Annotated in this window: 19 protein-coding genes; 11 read left to right on the top strand and 8 right to left on the bottom strand. The window is 41.8% G+C overall.

Features of this window, described 5'->3' with window-relative positions; genetic code table 11:
• Positions 1-133: 133 nt before the first annotated feature.
• The 10 genes from HWQ47_RS22260 (at position 134) to HWQ47_RS22215 (ending at position 7,964) form a co-directional block, all read left to right on the top strand.
• A complete protein-coding gene (locus tag HWQ47_RS22260) occupies positions 134-1,144 on the top strand; it encodes an ABC transporter ATP-binding protein (RefSeq protein WP_269968184.1) in 1,011 nt (336 codons plus the stop codon).
• Between the two features lie 2 nt (positions 1,145-1,146).
• Complete coding sequence (locus HWQ47_RS22255; protein ID WP_269971828.1) at positions 1,147-1,917, top strand: ABC transporter permease; 771 nt, start codon at positions 1,147-1,149, stop codon at positions 1,915-1,917.
• A 605-nt stretch (positions 1,918-2,522) separates the two neighbouring features.
• Positions 2,523-2,648, top strand: a complete 126-nt coding sequence (locus HWQ47_RS22250; protein ID WP_269968183.1) for a hypothetical protein — start codon at positions 2,523-2,525, stop codon at positions 2,646-2,648.
• A gap of 76 nt (positions 2,649-2,724) precedes the next feature.
• Positions 2,725-2,853, top strand: a complete 129-nt coding sequence (locus tag HWQ47_RS22245; RefSeq protein ID WP_269968182.1) for a hypothetical protein — start codon at positions 2,725-2,727, stop codon at positions 2,851-2,853.
• 56 nt (positions 2,854-2,909) lie between these two features.
• A complete protein-coding gene (locus HWQ47_RS22240) occupies positions 2,910-3,038 on the top strand; it encodes a hypothetical protein (protein WP_269968181.1) in 129 nt (42 codons plus the stop codon).
• Between the two features lie 67 nt (positions 3,039-3,105).
• Positions 3,106-3,675, top strand: coding sequence for a hypothetical protein (locus HWQ47_RS22235; protein WP_269968180.1), 570 nt, complete (start codon positions 3,106-3,108; stop codon positions 3,673-3,675).
• Positions 3,676-3,709: 34 nt separating this feature from the next.
• Complete coding sequence (locus HWQ47_RS22230) at positions 3,710-3,898, top strand: hypothetical protein (protein WP_269968179.1); 189 nt, start codon at positions 3,710-3,712, stop codon at positions 3,896-3,898.
• A gap of 30 nt (positions 3,899-3,928) precedes the next feature.
• Positions 3,929-4,495: a hypothetical protein gene (locus tag HWQ47_RS22225; RefSeq protein ID WP_269968178.1), complete on the top strand. Its 567-nt coding sequence runs from the start codon at positions 3,929-3,931 to the stop codon at positions 4,493-4,495.
• Between the two features lie 28 nt (positions 4,496-4,523).
• Entirely contained in the window at positions 4,524-5,783 is a 1,260-nt protein-coding gene (locus tag HWQ47_RS22220) for an HlyD family secretion protein (protein WP_269968177.1), read from the top strand.
• On the top strand, positions 5,784-7,964 hold the full coding sequence (locus tag HWQ47_RS22215) for a peptidase domain-containing ABC transporter (RefSeq protein ID WP_269968176.1): 2,181 nt from the start codon (positions 5,784-5,786) through the stop codon (positions 7,962-7,964).
• Between the two features lie 59 nt (positions 7,965-8,023).
• On the opposite strand, the gene HWQ47_RS22210 is transcribed toward HWQ47_RS22215, so the two are convergent.
• Positions 8,024-9,829, bottom strand: coding sequence for a tetratricopeptide repeat protein (locus tag HWQ47_RS22210; RefSeq protein WP_269968175.1), 1,806 nt, complete (start codon positions 9,827-9,829; stop codon positions 8,024-8,026).
• Positions 9,830-10,198: 369 nt separating this feature from the next.
• On the opposite strand from HWQ47_RS22210, the gene HWQ47_RS22205 reads away from it, so the two are divergent.
• Positions 10,199-10,396 carry a hypothetical protein gene (locus HWQ47_RS22205; protein ID WP_269968174.1) on the top strand — a complete coding sequence of 66 codons (198 nt, stop codon included), beginning with the start codon at positions 10,199-10,201 and terminating at the stop codon, positions 10,394-10,396.
• 32 nt (positions 10,397-10,428) lie between these two features.
• On the opposite strand, the gene HWQ47_RS22200 is transcribed toward HWQ47_RS22205, so the two are convergent.
• From HWQ47_RS22200 to dksA, 7 genes are all read right to left on the bottom strand, one after another.
• The gene (locus HWQ47_RS22200; protein WP_269971827.1) at positions 10,429-10,941 is read right to left on the bottom strand and encodes a DUF4124 domain-containing protein; all 513 of its coding nucleotides are present in this window, start codon (positions 10,939-10,941) and stop codon (positions 10,429-10,431) included.
• A 519-nt stretch (positions 10,942-11,460) separates the two neighbouring features.
• Positions 11,461-12,306 (bottom strand): pantoate--beta-alanine ligase, encoded by an 846-nt coding sequence (panC, locus tag HWQ47_RS22195; RefSeq protein ID WP_269968173.1) that lies wholly within the window; start codon positions 12,304-12,306, stop codon positions 11,461-11,463.
• A 111-nt stretch (positions 12,307-12,417) separates the two neighbouring features.
• A complete protein-coding gene (gene panB / locus HWQ47_RS22190) occupies positions 12,418-13,212 on the bottom strand; it encodes a 3-methyl-2-oxobutanoate hydroxymethyltransferase (RefSeq protein ID WP_269968172.1) in 795 nt (264 codons plus the stop codon).
• A gap of 187 nt (positions 13,213-13,399) precedes the next feature.
• Positions 13,400-13,900 carry a 2-amino-4-hydroxy-6-hydroxymethyldihydropteridine diphosphokinase gene (gene folK / locus HWQ47_RS22185; RefSeq protein ID WP_269968171.1) on the bottom strand — a complete coding sequence of 167 codons (501 nt, stop codon included), beginning with the start codon at positions 13,898-13,900 and terminating at the stop codon, positions 13,400-13,402.
• Complete coding sequence (locus HWQ47_RS22180) at positions 13,900-15,168, bottom strand: polynucleotide adenylyltransferase PcnB (protein ID WP_269968170.1); 1,269 nt, start codon at positions 15,166-15,168, stop codon at positions 13,900-13,902. The genes folK and HWQ47_RS22180 overlap by 1 nt, the downstream gene beginning before the upstream one ends.
• A gap of 269 nt (positions 15,169-15,437) precedes the next feature.
• On the bottom strand, positions 15,438-16,340 hold the full coding sequence (gene gluQRS, locus HWQ47_RS22175) for a tRNA glutamyl-Q(34) synthetase GluQRS (RefSeq protein ID WP_269968169.1): 903 nt from the start codon (positions 16,338-16,340) through the stop codon (positions 15,438-15,440).
• Between the two features lie 141 nt (positions 16,341-16,481).
• The gene (dksA, locus tag HWQ47_RS22170; RefSeq protein WP_269968168.1) at positions 16,482-16,925 is read right to left on the bottom strand and encodes an RNA polymerase-binding protein DksA; all 444 of its coding nucleotides are present in this window, start codon (positions 16,923-16,925) and stop codon (positions 16,482-16,484) included.
• Positions 16,926-16,978: the final 53 nt, after the last annotated feature.

The following is a 16,978-nucleotide window of genomic DNA, read 5'->3' as shown; positions in this document are numbered from 1 at the left end:
TTTTTTTAATCATATGTTCCAATATAGCCTGATGGTTAGCGAACTATTATTATTTTCGTCTAATACCAGCAGTTTACTCAATAGAACATATTCAGATTTTTCTTCTCGGTGACATATCGACATTAGGATTCACATGGCAAATAAAGAGAATGCCCCTATTTACGCCCTTGAGATCACTGATCTAAGAAAAACGTATAAAGGTGGTGTTGAAGCGGTCAAAGGGGTCAGTTTAGCGGTTGAGAAAGGTGACTTTTTTGCGCTTCTTGGTCCCAATGGTGCAGGTAAGTCAACGACGATTGGCGTGATCAGCTCACTGGTACAAAAAACATCGGGCAAAGTGTCAGTGTTTGAGCATGATATTGACCATGAACTTGAACTGGCAAAATTGTGCATTGGCCTAGTGCCACAGGAATTTAATTTTAATCAGTTTGAAAAGGTACTACAGATAGTCGTTAACCAAGCGGGCTATTATGGCGTTTCACGATCTGTTGCTATGGAGCGTGCGAAGAGGTACCTGACTCAGTTGGATTTATGGGAGAAACGAGATAGTCCAGCCATGGCGCTTTCTGGTGGTATGAAACGCCGCCTTATGATTGCTCGTGCCTTGATGCATGAACCAAAATTACTCATCCTAGATGAACCTACAGCAGGTGTAGACATTGAGCTTCGACGTTCTATGTGGACCTTTTTGACTGAGCTAAATCAACAGGGAGTGACGATTATCTTGACCACTCACTACCTGGAGGAAGCTGAGATGCTGTGCCGTAATATTGGTATTATTGACAAGGGAGTCTTGGTTGAATGTACCAGTATGAAGTCACTGCTTAGTCGTTTGAATCTTGAAACCTTTATTTTAGATCTCGGTGCTGATTTGAGCCAAGTCCCAGAGCTCGAAGGCTTTCCCTGTCGTTTAACTTTTGCCCATACTTTAGAGATAGATGTTGCCAAAGAGCAGAGTATTAACCATGTTTTTGCTCAGTTGAGTGAGCAAGGTATTGAGGTTCTATCTATGCGCAATAAAGCGAACCGTTTAGAGGAGTTGTTTGTGGAGTTGGTGAAAAGAGGCGCTATTCAGACAAATAAGAGTGGTGAACTACAAGCGTCAGTTAACAATGTAGCGGTTGATAAAGGGGCATCAGCATGAATATGAGAGCCCTATATGCAATAGCATTTAAGAGTATCTTAACCAAAGAGATTAATCGTTTTACGCGTATCTGGGTACAAACGTTAGTGCCTCCGGCGATAAGCATGACGCTCTATTTTCTTATTTTCGGCAATTTAGTGGGTAAACGTATTGGTGAGATGGGAGGGGTTTCTTATATGGAGTTTATCGCTCCTGGCCTTATCATGATGTCTGTGATCACCGCGTCTTACTCTAATGTAGCTTCCTCATTTTTTAGCGCTAAGTTTCAGCGTAATCTAGAAGAGTTAATCGTCGCACCAGTACCACATTATGTGATTATTGCTGGTTATGTGGGCGGTGGTGTCGCTCGAGGTTTATGTGTCGGTGCTATTGTGACGTTTGTGGCCATGTTTTTCGTTGATATTCGCTTACAACATGCTGGATTGGTTGCTGTGACGGTATTACTAACTTCAATCTTGTTTTCATTAGGCGGTTTAATCAATGCGATATTTGCCAAAAGCTATGATGACATCAGTATTGTCCCTACTTTTGTACTGACGCCACTGACTTATCTTGGGGGCGTATTTTACTCCTTATCTCTGTTGCCTGATTTTTGGCAAGGGGTGTCCCAGCTTAATCCTGTGGTCTATATGATTAATGTATTTCGCTATGGTTTCTTAGGCTATGCGGATATCAGCATTCCACTCTCGATCGCTGTGATGGTTGGATTTTGTGTCAGTTTGTGGGCGTTGGCTTATTACTTAATTAGCCGTGGAATTGGCTTAAGAAGTTAATTTTCATTTTCTAGGTAGCGTATGACTTCAAAAGCTTGGGGAAAATCTTTAGCCCCAAGCTTTGCACTACAACAGTGGCCAGTTAATTTCGGTCATATTTTCTCTTTTCTTCATATAAATTTAATCACTAAGCTCATTAATTAGCTCATTTCCGCTATCAAATGTTAAACACTTCTCTATTTATCCTCAATTAATCAATAAACCCCCCTTATTTAACGCCAATAATAATCGTCAATGGCAATTTTTTAGCGGGGCGTTTTAGGACGGATTCACTAAAAATTTAAATTTTATCAGTAAATTAACTTTTAAAAGACCCCGTCGTTACACCCCGTATATTCCTGTGAATACCCCTTAATGCTCCTACCCATCATGGTTTTAATATCGCTAAATGAAGTCAGCCCCGAAGTTGTTCAATCCCAGAAGGGCTGATTCAAAAGCAAGTTTGATTGACGTGTATATAGATAAGAGTTGACGACCTATATAGGGACTTAACTTCTCAAACCAAAACATGACATGAGAGCAGGTTAGTGAAACAGGTTTTAGGGAAATAAACACTTTACGGCATAAATAACTAACTATATATAAATTGAAATGAGGATTTAACCATGGAAACAAATGACAAAATCGAGCTAATTGAAGAAACCTTGTTAGAAAATGTATCTGGTGGACGAGAGCAGGAATTCTGTATCAGCTGTCTTAGTTGCATCCAATGTATTTTTCAACCTGATTAATAGAGTTTAGCTATCTCAATGCTCGTTAAACGCAAATTAAAATACAAATAAATAAACTTAAATAAGGAATTTACCCATGAACGCAAATAATAAAATTGAACTAATTGAAGAAGCACTGTTAGAAAATGTATCTGGTGGACGTGCGGAAGCATTTTGCTTGGAGCTTTGTTTTGAGTTTTGCTTATCACTTTGTTTTGATGACTAAATTAATATTAACTACAAATTGAATTAAACATTTAATAAATTAAATAGGATTTACCCATGAACACAAATAACAAGATTGAACTAATTGAAGAAGCATTGTTAGAAAACGTATCTGGTGGACGTGCGGAAGCATTTTGCTTGGAGCTTTGTCTCGAGTTTTGTCTATCACTTTGTTTCGATGACTAAATAGAGTATTAGGCTAATGCTCGGAACTGCAGTGTTCCGAGCATCCTGCCTTACAAGGAGATATATCATGGAGAAAACAACATTAAGTGAGGTACTGGCCTACAGTAATCCGGCAGTAGAGAAGCGCTTTATGGAGATTTATGGCATAGATAAAGCGGATACAAGCGTCATCTTCAATAGTGCAAAAAAATGGCTGTGGCTCTGTTACCAAAGACGTAATCTGGGCATAGATATTCAGTTATCTATCGATACTCCCCTTATCGTTATCGATGAGATGTGGCACAACTTTATTCTCTGCTCTAACGATTACATCAAATTTTGTAAACATTTTTTTGGTCATTATATTAACCATATGCCAATGACTAAGTCGATGGAAAAGGAGTTCAGAGATTCAATGGAGGGCAAGGAGCCACAGGTGATTGCTCAGGAGATGTTGGAAAAAAAGCGTTGGCAATATGAGTTTGTGTATGACCAGTTAGGTAAAGAGGAGTTTCTGCTCTGGTACAGGGAATACCCTAAAAAATATACCCCTAGTGCTTTATTAAATCTGGCTTTGAATCGTCAAGAACGATTAGGTGACGAGACGGTGCTTACCCCTGAACTGAGCCAATTTACTAAGCAAACCATTGCTGTCTAAGGCGTACAGAAACCTCATTATGCAGGAGCTCACTATGAAAAAATTAACTGTAGATAATCAACCAAGTCATGTTGGCAGCCAACAAGCACAGGATGAGAAGTTTGTACTCATTGAGGAGCAGTTATTGAATAACGTTGCTGGCGGACTAGCTTCCTCGTGCTCTGATATTTGTTTGCCGGGTCGTTGTGACCCTATATGTATGCCTATTTGTATTTCTGAGTGATTCCCCCTAAATAACCTGTTCGGAGGCTATATGAAAAAGTCAAAGATAGAAGCTGTACTCGCTTACCAGAATAAAAATGTTACCGATCGTTTTATTAAGCTCTATGGCGTTGAAGAAGCTGAAGCAGTAGAGATATTTGAAGATGTAAAACGTTGGTTATGGATGGCTGCAGAAGCGCGTGAACAAGGAATTGATCAGCCTGTTGTTATCGACCGTGCATTAGTGGTGTTGGATGAAATGTGGCATAACTTTATGTTATTTACCCGTGACTACGGTCAGTTCTGTAAGGATTTTTTTGGTGGCTATATTCATCACTCTCCTATGACAGCAGAAGGTGTTGCTTCGGCTGAGAGTGAGCTAGATGGCTATTCTCTATCTGAGCGTAAAACAGCATTAATGAATAAGAAGCGTTGGCAGTATGAGTTTATTTATGATCAGCTAGGTGAACACACATTTATGCGCTGGTATAAGCAATATCCTCAGCGTTATACATCTAAAAGTTTATGTGAGATGGCATTAAACACAGAGCTTAAACGTAGTGAGTCATTGCTACAAGAGTTAGCTCGACGTCATGCAGAACTTTCTGATGCGGCTTAATTTAAACATATGGTTATAGGAGCCTGTCATGGAAGAGCTAAGTCCATCTAAACAGCTATTTAGAAAAGAGGTTTTAGAGAAAGGTGATACCCACTCTCTAGGGACCGTTTTTCTAAGGCAACCTAAGGAGTATCAGTGGATAGCTGTGTTAATGTTTCTGGTTGTCTCCGGCTTATTGGTTTTTCTTTTTGTTGGTTCTTACACCAAATACGCTGACGTATTTGGTGTGATTACGGTTGATAAGGGATTAGTTAAGGTCAGTGCGAGGCGAGAGGGCCAAATTATAGAACAACTAGTTCAGCAAGGAGATTCGGTAAACAAAGGTGATCTTCTTTATGTGATCTCGACAGATAGACACAGTTCTTTTGACCAAAACTTAGATCAAAGCATCTTAGCTCAACAGATGGAGCTGCAGTCTTCCTTGGCGCGAGACATTACCATCGCAGAGGAGGCATTAGGCTTAGAGGTTGCTTTAATTAAAAGCAAAGTTTCATCGAAAGCCACTGAGATTAGACAGATCAATGAGCAGCTAGCCATTTACGATCAAAGAGTTGAGTTATCCTCTGCTGGTCTGGCTCGTAATGAAAAGTTATTAAAGGCGGGTCATACCAATCAAGCTCAGTTGGACCAAGTGATTGAGGAGCATTTATCGCTGCAGTCTAAGCGAAATGATCTACTGATGAAGTTAAATTCGACTCAATCCCTGTTGGTTGAGCTTAACAATGAACTTGAACTTAAACCTGGCCACTTCAAAGAGAAGCTCAATCGCCTGAAGCGCAACTTGATTGAGAATAAGCAAAGGATCACTGAGGTTTCATCCAATATCGATTACCGGGTCTATGCACCATTAAATGGGGTGATAGGCAATCAGCTGACCCATGTAGGGGAGTTTGTTCGTCCTGGTAACGTGATGGTGAGCCTAATCCCACAAGATTCACAGCTTCAAGCTGAGCTTTACGTACCGGCGACGTCTATCGGCTTTATTAAGCCAGCTCAAGAGGTGTCTATGCGCTACAGCGCTTTCCCATATCAACATTTTGGTCTGCAGACCGGTAAGGTGTTGAGCGTGTCTAAAGTGATCTCTCTTCCGGAGGAACTGGAAACCAGTGTTGAGTTAGCTGGAGCGGTCTACAAGGTGATCGTTGGCTTAGATTCGCAGTCAGTGAGCGCTCAAGGTGAAGAGATCACATTGGGCGTAGGAATGGAGTTGGAGGCGAGTGTAAAACTGGAGAATCGCAGCTTAGTTCAGTGGGTTTTGGAACCAATTTATAGCTTGAGGAACAGATAAATGTCATCTCTTATCGATAGAATCAATTTTTCAGGCGGTCATGTATTACCCGTTATTCAACAAACAGAATCGGCTGAGTGTGGACTTGCCTGCATGGCGATGATCGCGAGTTATTATGGCCACAATACTGACATGTTCCAGTTACGCCAACTGCATCGCGTGTCGATGAAGGGTTCTACCTTAAAAGGGATGACAGACATTGCTGGCAAGGTGGGGTTAACTCACAGAGCGCTTAAGTGTGATCTTGATGTTGTTAATCAGCTCAAAACACCCTGTATTTTGCATTGGAATTTAGATCACTTCGTGGTGTTAAAGAAGGTCTCTGGTAATCGATATCACTTGCATGACCCCGCACTGGGTGAGCGTATCTGTACCAAAGAGGAGCTTTCGACTTGCTTTACTGGGGTGGCGATGGAGTTTACCCCATCTGGTAACTTTAAAGTTCAGGAGGAGCCACCTAAAGCCACACTCACCTCTTTTTGGTCAAACCTTGTTGGCTGGAAACGATCTCTCTTGACCGTATTCCTGTTCTCTATGTTGTTACAGAGTTTTATCTTAGTTACGCCTATTTATATGCAGCTCACCGTTGATGATGTGCTCATTTCTAATGATTACAGTCTGATGAGTATACTGGCATTCGGATTTGGTGGTGTGTTGCTCTTACAGGCGCTCTCTACGGCGCTGCGCTCTTTGGTGATAATGTTACTGGGAAACCAGCTGTCATTGCAGATGAACTCAAATCTTGTTCGGCATCTGTTTAAGTTGCCGATGGATTTCTTTGAAAAGCGACATATAGGTGATGTTGTTTCACGATTTCGCTCATTGGATTCTCTCAAAAACCTGTTAACCACAACCTTGATTGAGAGCTTGGTTGATGGATTAATTGTGATAGGCCTGTTGGTGATGATGTATATCTATAATGTCGATTTGATGCTGTTGGTATTAGCTGCATCAGGTTTATATTTGATTGTTCGTTCAATCTCTTATAAAAAACTGAGAAGTGTCAGCCGTGAGAATATTGTGTGTACGGCAAAGAAAGACAGTAACTTTATGGAGTCAGTTAGAGGGATACAAAGCATTAAGCTGTTCACTAAAGAGAGTGACCGACTGAATCTATTTGATAACTATAATGTTGATACGGCAAATACTTCGATTAAAGTGGAGCGTTTACGTGTGCTTTTTAGTTGGACTAGTATGTTGATTTTTGGGTTAGAGAATATTTTAGTCATCTATTACGGTGCCTCTATGGTGATGGATAATCTGCTCACTGTGGGGATGCTACTGGCTTTTGTCTCTTATAAAACTCAGTTCGAACAGAAAATAAGTAACTTAATCGATAAGTATATTGAATTTAAGATGTGTTCATTGCACCTAGAGCGTCTTGGTGACATCACTCTGACTCAAGAGGAGGCTGATTTAGGTGAAGTCGATGAAGAGTTTAATGTGACTGGATCCTTGTTGATGAATAAGATCTGTTTTAGTTATTCTGATGAAGAGCCAGATGTCCTGAGTGAGATTAACCTCTCTGTGAAACCAGGTGAATCAGTGGCTATAGTGGGGCCGTCAGGTTGTGGTAAAAGCACCTTGATGAAGGTGATGTTAGGCTTACTCAAACCTACATCTGGTGCGGTGATGGTTGATGATCAAGATATTAGAAAGACAGGACTGCTCAATTTCAGAAGCCAAATTGCCAGTGTGTTGCAAAACGATCAGCTGTTGTCAGGTACCATAATGGAAAATATTAGCTTTTTCAGCCAAGATCCGGATAAGAATTGGGCAGAGGAGTGCGCCCAATTAGCCGGGATACATAAGGATATATTGGTGCTACCTATGGGATACCGTTCGCTGATAGGTGATATGGGCTCATCACTTTCTGGTGGGCAAGTGCAGAGATTACTTTTAGCCAGAGCCTTGTATAAGCGCCCTAAAATTCTATTTTTAGATGAAGCAACATCGAGTTTAGATCTACACGCTGAGCAGCATGTGAATAATTCGATACGTAAGTTGAATATTACTCGAGTAATGATTGCTCATAGGCCGCAAACGATTATGTCTGCTGATAGAATTGTTAAGTTTGTCAAAGGCGAGTGTATCGAGGTGAATAAAGAAGACTACGGTAAAGCGAGAAGAGTGGATAACCTACCAACACATACTATGCCGGTAGCATCGAGTGCTAGATAATTGTTTACGGTATTAACTCCCTTGTTTTATCTAGATTGATATAAAACAAGGGCGTTTTGTTAATGGTGGTCACAGATCTCTTCATCGTTCCCAGGGCTTTTACTGTCGATAATGGCTTTTCTTTTTACCATATCCTGAAAATGTTTTAGCTTACCCTCTAGCTCCTCTCGATAAAGACTTTTACCCTGACACTTTTGTAAAACGTAATTACAGGTTCGTACAACAGAGCGCCACCTGGGTTTTTGCGGTAAGGTATTTAGACCGAAGTACCGCTCCATGGCTCGGGCTCTTATGCGTCCATCGTCAATTCCCACACTCCATATTTTACTCTGTTGAGCGAGTTCGAGCTTGCTGGTTTGCGTCGATTCCTCCCACATCTGTAGCGCTAAGTGCATTAACTCAATCAACTGATGTCGGATCTGCTCTGCTTGTTCACTCTCACTTAGGCTCAGAGTCGAAATTCGAGATTCTGCTTGAACAGCATCAGTGTCGGTGGCAGCACTGCTACCAAAGGGGACTTTTTCAAGTTGTTTTATTGAACCATTCCCGTTAGCAGATTCCTCTTTGTATGTCGGAGTCAATTTGGTTTTTCTCGAAAGAAAAATATACAAGGTGAGACAAACAAGTAACACCGATAAAATAAGAATAAGTATTATCGTGGTATTTAAGCCTGATGACTCGCTTGGTTCAAAAGTAAAGGTGCTGCGAATATTCTTTGAGTGAATGGTATTTTTCAGTGTCAACTGCGAGTTAAGAGTATCCGCATAGATGCGCCAATACTTACTGGATGCCTCGTAGTCTTGTACTTGTTCATTGAGTTCAGCCATTGCCGTGTAGAGCTGTTTTTGAAAAGGATACTCCTTATACTGATTAACCTGTTGGAATGCTTTTTCATAGTTTTCAGCAGCCTTATCAAGTTGGTCTTTTTTCTCCCATACTAAGCCTTGAACAAACCAGTATTTAGGGTTTTTTTCCGAGGATTGAATTAAGTTGGTGGTGAGTCTGGATTGATCTAGCCAGTACTGAGCTTGCTCAGCTGAAACATTGTCAACCGATATTTGAGCCAGTAAAATGTAGATCTCAGCTAGGAATCTAAATGAATTGAGCTGTTTTAGGCTCTCAACAGATTGACTTAATAGTTCAATAGCCTTAACAGGATCACCATTTAATTGAAAGGTTTCACCTAGGTTTGAAAGTGTTAAAGCAGCTTGAAGCTCTCGGCCTAATCGAGTGTAGATAGTGTAAGCATTCCTGTATGAAACGATGGCCTCATTGTAATCACCTTTATCTTTATAGAGGGAACCTAAATTATTGAGCACACTGGCTTGGCCAAGTTCATTATGTTCTGCCGTATGAATGTCGTAGCTTTTTAAGAGCAAGCTGGTGCTGGTTTCGAGATCGCCATAGATATGATAAATATTGGCCAGATCATTGTAACCAAGTGCGATAAACGTGCTGTTTTTAAGCTTGATTGATAGGCTGAGTGCTTGTTCAAAAGTATCAAATGATTTTTCATAATCACGCTGATGAAAGTAGATAACCCCTAACTGCCTGTTTACCTGGACCTGCTCTATTTGGTTAATCTTGGTATATTTGGCTAATACTTGATTTAGCATTAGCTTTGCAGAGTTTAGATCGCCCGATTGTTGATAAAGTTTTGCAAGAGAGAGGGACAGAGAGTAAAAACGTTCAGAGTCATGAGCGGTTTGTTTTAGTTGCTGCTGACAAATTAAGATTGTTTGACTGGTATCTTTAATTTCATTACGACTGGTTAAACAAGTTTCAGCATAGACTCCCGGGGAAAAGAGAAGACTAAGGGAAAACACTAAATAGCTGACCAAGCTATAGTGATAGTTTTTGAACATACTGGTTCATCCTTGTTAATTTTAATCTGTTATTCAGGGCTCATGTTGAACTTTTTGTTCAATCTTAGGCTTTATTCTTTAATGTTATGCTTTTCGGCAACCAATTTTAATTTTGGACGTTTTTAGTTTTTTTCTTTTGTTTGTTAATAGTTTACTAAGCTAACAAACCCTAGTTTTGCGAGGTAATCAACCTTGTTAAGCCCTCAAATCATCCTTACTTCTATTGTTAAAATGCATCAGGTTAGTGATTCGTACAGTGTGCACCTAACCATTGTTAACACATTGGGTATGTGATGGGTAGCGATGAACCGGGTGTTATAGGGAAAATACAGTGCCAATTTGGCAGAGTTTTAATTTAAGGATGGAAAAATGAAAACAACTACGAATAAAGATAAAGCAAGCATCGCAAATCAAACTTTAGCTGAGTCTGGCAGTGTTCAAAATAATAGAATAACGCTTATTGAGGACGCTTTATTAGAGTCTGTATCGGGCGGTAATGCCGTGGATGGCGGCATCTGTATTGGTCACCAGTTTTGTGAAGTTCCGCCACATAATGATCGCGGTTAACAGAAGTTGAATGAGTGAGGAATAGCGTAAGATTATTGCGCTGCTTTATCTTCCACTTCCATTTTAATTTGTGATTTGCGAGTATCGAGGAGTATTATAATTTTTTTATTACTAGCTATTATCTCATCAAAGTAAATATTTATTGTTTCTATTTCAGCAAGATATTCAGGATCACTGGTCTCTTTTTTCTGCCAAAACTTTTGACGTCTGACTTTTTGTAACTCACTGGTTCTTAGGATCTCGAAGTAACTATTTTCTTGATTTAACCGATAAGTCTCAGCTTCGAGTAGGCGCATCTGTTTCTCGATAGAGAGAGAGTCATCGGTGAGTAATATTTTAATTGGATCGATTTTATTTTCACGCTTATCGGAATCCGTCTCGGTTGTTATTCCTAGATCAAACTCTATTTTTAGTTGACTGAACTCTTTGGGGCAGGTGGTTTGACTGAATACGACCTTTTCGCCTTTGACACACTTATAGATGATATCGGCTTGTGCCTGATTCATTATAAATAGCGCTATGATTGTAATGAATATTCTGGCCAATTGGCTGTACATCCTATGTATTGCCCTTATTAATTACAGTTGTTGGTCAGAATGACCTAAGGATAAAAACCGTTGATATCTCTTGTGGAGCACTTAATCAACTAATTCTAAATACTATGGCGTAACTTGACCAATAAAACCAGTTTTTTGCAACTTAGATTTAACAGGGTACATTGAAAAGTAACAGTAATTTTGAGTGTAACGAGGTGAAAAGGAGAGAGTAGGGGCGTAATACCAATCAGTATAAGAAGTTGATCTACTCAGAGTGTTTTTTGGCAAACTAATTCAAGGCGAATGGATGACATAATGGTTGTTCCCTTGTGAGTTCATTCAACGCAGAAATAGGCAGCCAAAAACACTCCTTACAGGCGAGTTTTAGCGGTTCTGATCCTGTGTTAACGAGCTTAACCGTAGAATAACTATGCTCTTCACTCGTTGCCTTGCCTCAGGACCGCTAAACTCTCGCTGAGCGATCAAATCTTTATACTGATTGGTATAAGCAGTTATGCCCCTAAACAACTATCGTTTAAAGCAGAGGTTATCGATAAGACGAGTTTTTCCCATATAGGCTGCAACAAGGATGACGAGTTCGCTTTGCTCATCAGTGACCTTAGACAGATCGTTTGCGCTACGAAGCTCTAGATAGTCAGGCGTAAAGCCTGCTTCGATAAGAGTCTGCTTACTCTTCTTAATCGCTAATTCAATTGAATTGCCCTGTTTGACGTCAGCACAGAGCTTGTCCATGGTCTGTTTTAATATGGCAGCTTGACTCTTTTGTGTTGCTGTCAAATAACCATTACGTGAACTCATGGCTAAGCCAGAAACCTCGCGTATGGTATCGACCCCAATGATTTCAATTGGCAATGAAAGATCTTCTACCATGGTTTTGATGATCATCAGTTGTTGAAAATCTTTACGGCCAAATAGCGCGATATCTGGCTGGACGATATTAAATAGCTTACAAACAACGGTTGCTACACCACGGAAGTGACCCGGGCGACTAGCACCACAGAGTTGATCGCCAATTTCTGGCACTTCAACATAGCTCTGTTGACCCGTACCTTTGGGATAGATGATCTCAGGCGTTGGGGTGAACAATAACTCTGCTCCCGCTTCACTCAAGGCGAGTGTATCTGCGGCTAAGGTTTTGGGGTAAGCATCGAGGTCTTCATTTTGTCCAAACTGCATTGGGTTAACGAAAATGGAAGCAACAACATGGTCAGCGCGTTGAACAGCCTCTTTAATTAGGGTGATATGGCCTAGATGTAAGTTTCCCATAGTAGGCACAAACGCGATACTCTCGCCTTTTGCACGCCAAACTCGAACCTGTTCTCGGATCTGTTGAATCTCTTGAGTGGTGATCATTTTACTACTGTAATACCTTAATCACTGCTGACTATTGAAGGTAGATAGTCAGCATATAACTTAGTTTAAAAGCCATTAATAGATAGCTAACTAGTGGCTTTACTCTTATTTTCAGCTAAATGTATGCTCGCTACCAGGGAAGATCCCTTTCTCTACTTCATCGATGTAAGCACGGATGGCTTCACGAATTTCACCGGTTTGCTTGAGGTAGTTTTTAGAAAAACGTGGAATATAGCCGCTGGAGATCCCAAGGACATCATGCATAACTAAGATTTGACCATCGGTGTCAGCACCAGCACCTATGCCTATAACCGGAATAGTCAGGGCTGCGGTTATTGCTTGAGCTAAGCTTGCTGGAATACATTCAACCACGAGTAGCTGGGCACCGGCAGCTTCTAATGCTTTAGCTTCATCAAGAATACGTTGAGCATTATCAGCATCTCGCCCTTGGATTTTAAAACCACCAAATACGTGAACGGATTGAGGGGTTAAGCCCAAATGAGCACAAACAGGGATACCACGTTCAGTCAGTTTAGTGACGGTTTCAAGCAGCCAATGTCCGCCTTCAACCTTAACCATGTTAGCACCTGCCTGCATCAGTGTGGTGGCATTGAGCATGGCTTGTTCAGGGGTGGCATAGCTCATAAATGGCATGTCGGAAATAAGCAGTGAATGCTTAATACCACGGCGAACACAGCGAGTATGGTAAGCAATATCTTCTACTGAAACTGGTAGCGTATCATCATGTCCTTGAAGCACCATTCCCATGGAGTCCCCGACGAGTAAAACGTCGACTCCTTCGCTATCGAATGCACTGGCGAAGCTGGCATCATAGGCGGTTAGTGCAGTGAACTTTTTACCTTCCTGCTTAAATTTGAGCAGGGTAGAGCTAGTTATCTTAGACATAGTGGTGATCTTAATCGGGTTTATTAATGTAAAAACGATACATAAGTAGCAACACAATGAGGCAGTTACTTAGGTCTATACCCAAGCTAATACTAGATATGCTGAATCCTGCATTTCGAGCTTGCTTGGGCATCAGTTTTAATCTTAGTAGTGTGCTTTATATGCTAACTAAGGGCTGAGTTCAATGTTATCTGACTATTTGTTCGATTTGAGCCGCTAATTCAACATTAATTAATTGATTGAGTGGTGTCCCACAGGGCAGGGTTATCCTAGGTGCAATATCAGCCAGAGGTAGAAGAACAAAGCTGCGTTGCTTCATGCCATAGTGAGGGATGATGAGTCTAGGAGAATCTATGATTTGCTTACCATAGAGTAAAATATCAAGATCTAAGGTACGTGGGCCCCAGCGTTCCAATCTCACTCGGCCCTGTTCGTTCTCTATTTTTTGTAATGCATCAAGCAGTGCGATAGGAGAAAGAGCCGTGTCGAAGCTGGCAACAGCATTGACATAGTCAGGCTGCTCAACTTCACCCATTGGCGCTGAGCGATAGTAGGGGGAGACGTTAAGGGAGGTTAACCCGTTAACAGGATTAACCTCAGCGAGTTCAGCCAGTGCAAGACACGCATTATCTAACTGAGACACCGGATCGGTAAGGTTTGCCCCTAACGCTACAAAAACCTTAGTCATTACTCAGCAGGTTTTTCTGTCTTATTGGCTGGCTTGCGTCGCTTACGCTGATTTGAGTTACGATTACGACTGCCCCCTTTATTGGTTGAGCGAGCGATCACGCTACGTTGCTCCTCTCCAGCATCGACAAAGCTTCTCCACCATGAAGCGGATTTAGCAACAGCACCGCCTTCAGCATCACCTCTTAATAGCAACAGATCGTAGGCTGCGCGGAACTTAGGATTTTCGATAAACTTGAAGGCGCGGGTACCTTGGTTACGATCAAAGCGTAACTGAAGCTGCCAAATATCTTTCGCCGGCGTACTGAAACGACGAGGAATGCTGATGGTCTGGCACTGCTGCTCCATGACATCCCCCATCGCCGCATAATAAGCATCATACAAGCTTAGACCGCTTTCGAGTGCAATATCATCGGCACGTTGGGTCAATGGATACCACAGGATAGCGGCATAGAAGAAAGCGGGTGTTACCGTTTTTTCAGCGTGTACACGTGCGTCAGTGTTTTTCATGATCACTTGCAGCATCTTAGTCGTAGGACCTTTAGGGTCTTCGGTTAGTAGCAAGTCTACAAGCGGAAAAAGAGGTTGAAATAAGCCAAACTTACGCATCATGGTAAAGTTGTTTTCAGCCTGACCGTTGAAGAAAAGCTTGAGTACTTCTTCATACATACGGGCTGCAGGAATATCTTTAAGTAGCGGCGCTAGTTCATAGATAGGCGTCGCAGTTTTCTCTTCAACAGTCATACCAAGCTTGGTCGCGAAGCGTACGGCTCTAAGCATGCGCACAGGATCTTCACGATAACGCGTGTTAGGATCGCCAATCATTCTGATGGTACGAGAATTCAGATCTTCTAGACCGCCACCGTAACTGTGGATCGAGAAATCACTGATATCGTAGTAGAGGGCGTTGATGGTGAAGTCACGACGCTCAGCATCTTCATCGATACTGCCATAGACGTTATCACGCAGCAATCTACCTTCTGCATTGGTTTTTGAGATTTTCTCTTCAGTATCTACATGGTGACCACGAAGGGTTGCCACTTCAATAACATCACGGCCAAAGACGATATGGGCTAATCGAAAACGTCTACCGACGAGTCGACAGTTACGAAACAGACGTTTGATCTCTTCAGGTGTGGCATTGGTTACCACATCAAAATCTTTAGGTTGCAAGCCCAATAAGATGTCACGTACGCCTCCACCTACCAAATAAGCTTTAAAGCCTGATTTATGTAGGCGATAGAGTACCTTTATGGCATTTTCGCTCATCTGACTACGAGATATTGAGTGGTCTTGTCTCGGAACAACCGATAAGCTCAGGCCTGTTTGTGTGGTCTCTTCAGTTGTTTGGTTATTATCAAATAACTGCTTACAGAATTTGGTTATACGGCGAAAAATGGGACACCTCGAACATAGCACTGAGTATGGGTTGCAATAAGGCCGCTATGATAACTCAAATAAGGGAGAATGAGTATATAGAACCACCAGCTCGGTGGCAGATATTGAACATGTGAGTACTTTTATGGTGGAATTAACGCTTAAAGAATGATTTCAGCCTGTTTGGGGATGGTATTGAGATCAAATTGAGCCACAGCTTGCGTTAGCATAACGTGAATGTCAGCTTGCTCTGGAATGGACTGTTGACCTAAAAAAATGAGTGCAGCATTTAGGCTTGCCTGAGGTTTGAGAGTGTCGATAGCTGGGGCGTGGTTCTGCTTAGAGAGTTTCTTCCCTGGAGCATCACACACTAAAGGTAGGTGTAACCAGAGTGGGACGTTATATTTAAATTGGCTAAATAAGCTTATCTGTCTGCCGGTAGGAATAAGCAGGTCGCACCCACGAACCACTTCAGTGATCCCCTGATAGGCATCATCCATCACCACAGCAAGTTGGTAGGCATAGAGACCATCACTACGTTTGATAATGAAATCTTCAGCGGAAAAGTCTGAATCTAACATCACTTCACCCATGTGCAGATCTCGAAAATGGTTAGCTGCCACAGAGTTGCGGATCCTGATAGCACCTTGGGTATGTGGGATTTCGAGTCGACCGCAGCGACCATCATAGGTGCCACCCATCGTTTGAATCTGTTTACGGGTGCATTGGCAATAGTAGGCGAGGTCTTCAGAGAGTAAGTGTTCGATTTTTGCTTGATAGGCCTCAACACGCTGGCTTTGGTACAGAACTTCACCATCCCATGTTAAGCCATAGGCCATTAAGGTATGTAATATATTTTGGGCTGCGTTAGGGATCTCTCTGGGTGGATCGATATCTTCGATGCGGACCAACCACTTTCCTTTTTGTGAACGTGCTCTTAGGTAGCTTCCCAGTGCAGCGACTAAGGAGCCAAAATGTAAAGGTCCAGACGGAGAGGGAGCGAAACGGCCAATATAGGTTGTCGGAGCTTTAGTTGCATCGATATATTTCTGTTGGCTCAACATGACGATACCTGTGACTGAGTTAGTTGGAAGTATTTCGTTGGAAGTTTATAGAGAGAAAAACGAAGAGAGAACGACTGAACGTTAGAGTCAAGTATGCGGAGCTATGATAGCCCCGCTTACTTTGCATCATTAAAAGACAGATTAACCAGCCATCTGCTTTTCTTTGATCTCCGCAAGTGTCTTACAATCGATACATTGATCGGCTGTTGGACGTGCTTCGAGTCTACGGATACCAATTTCTATTCCGCAAGAATCACAGAATCCGAAATCATCTTCTTCAATTTTCTGAAGTGTTTTCTCGATCTTTTTAATCAGCTTACGTTCTCTATCACGAGCACGAAGTTCAAGACTGAACTCCTCTTCCTGAGCTGCACGGTCGACAGGATCTGGGAAGTTTGCGGCTTCATCTTGCATATGGTTAAGAGTACGGTCGACCTCTTCACGCAATTGATTTCGCCAAGCGTCCAGAATCGTTCTGAAGTGACCCAGCTGAGCAGCGTTCATATACTCTTCACCAGGCTTTTCCTGGTAAGGTTCTACACCTGCGATAGCGAGCACGCCAAGTTTTTTAGTGCCTATTGGCATAACCCATCTCCTGTTAATCGTTTGCTTTATTGGGCGCTTGTATTTTACGGGCG

The organism is Shewanella sp. MTB7, assembly GCF_027571385.1.
In the GTDB taxonomy this organism is placed as follows: Bacteria; Pseudomonadota; Gammaproteobacteria; order Enterobacterales; family Shewanellaceae; genus Shewanella.
Note: the sequence above shows the minus strand (reverse complement) of the source record. Positions and strands in the feature narration are given on the sequence as shown.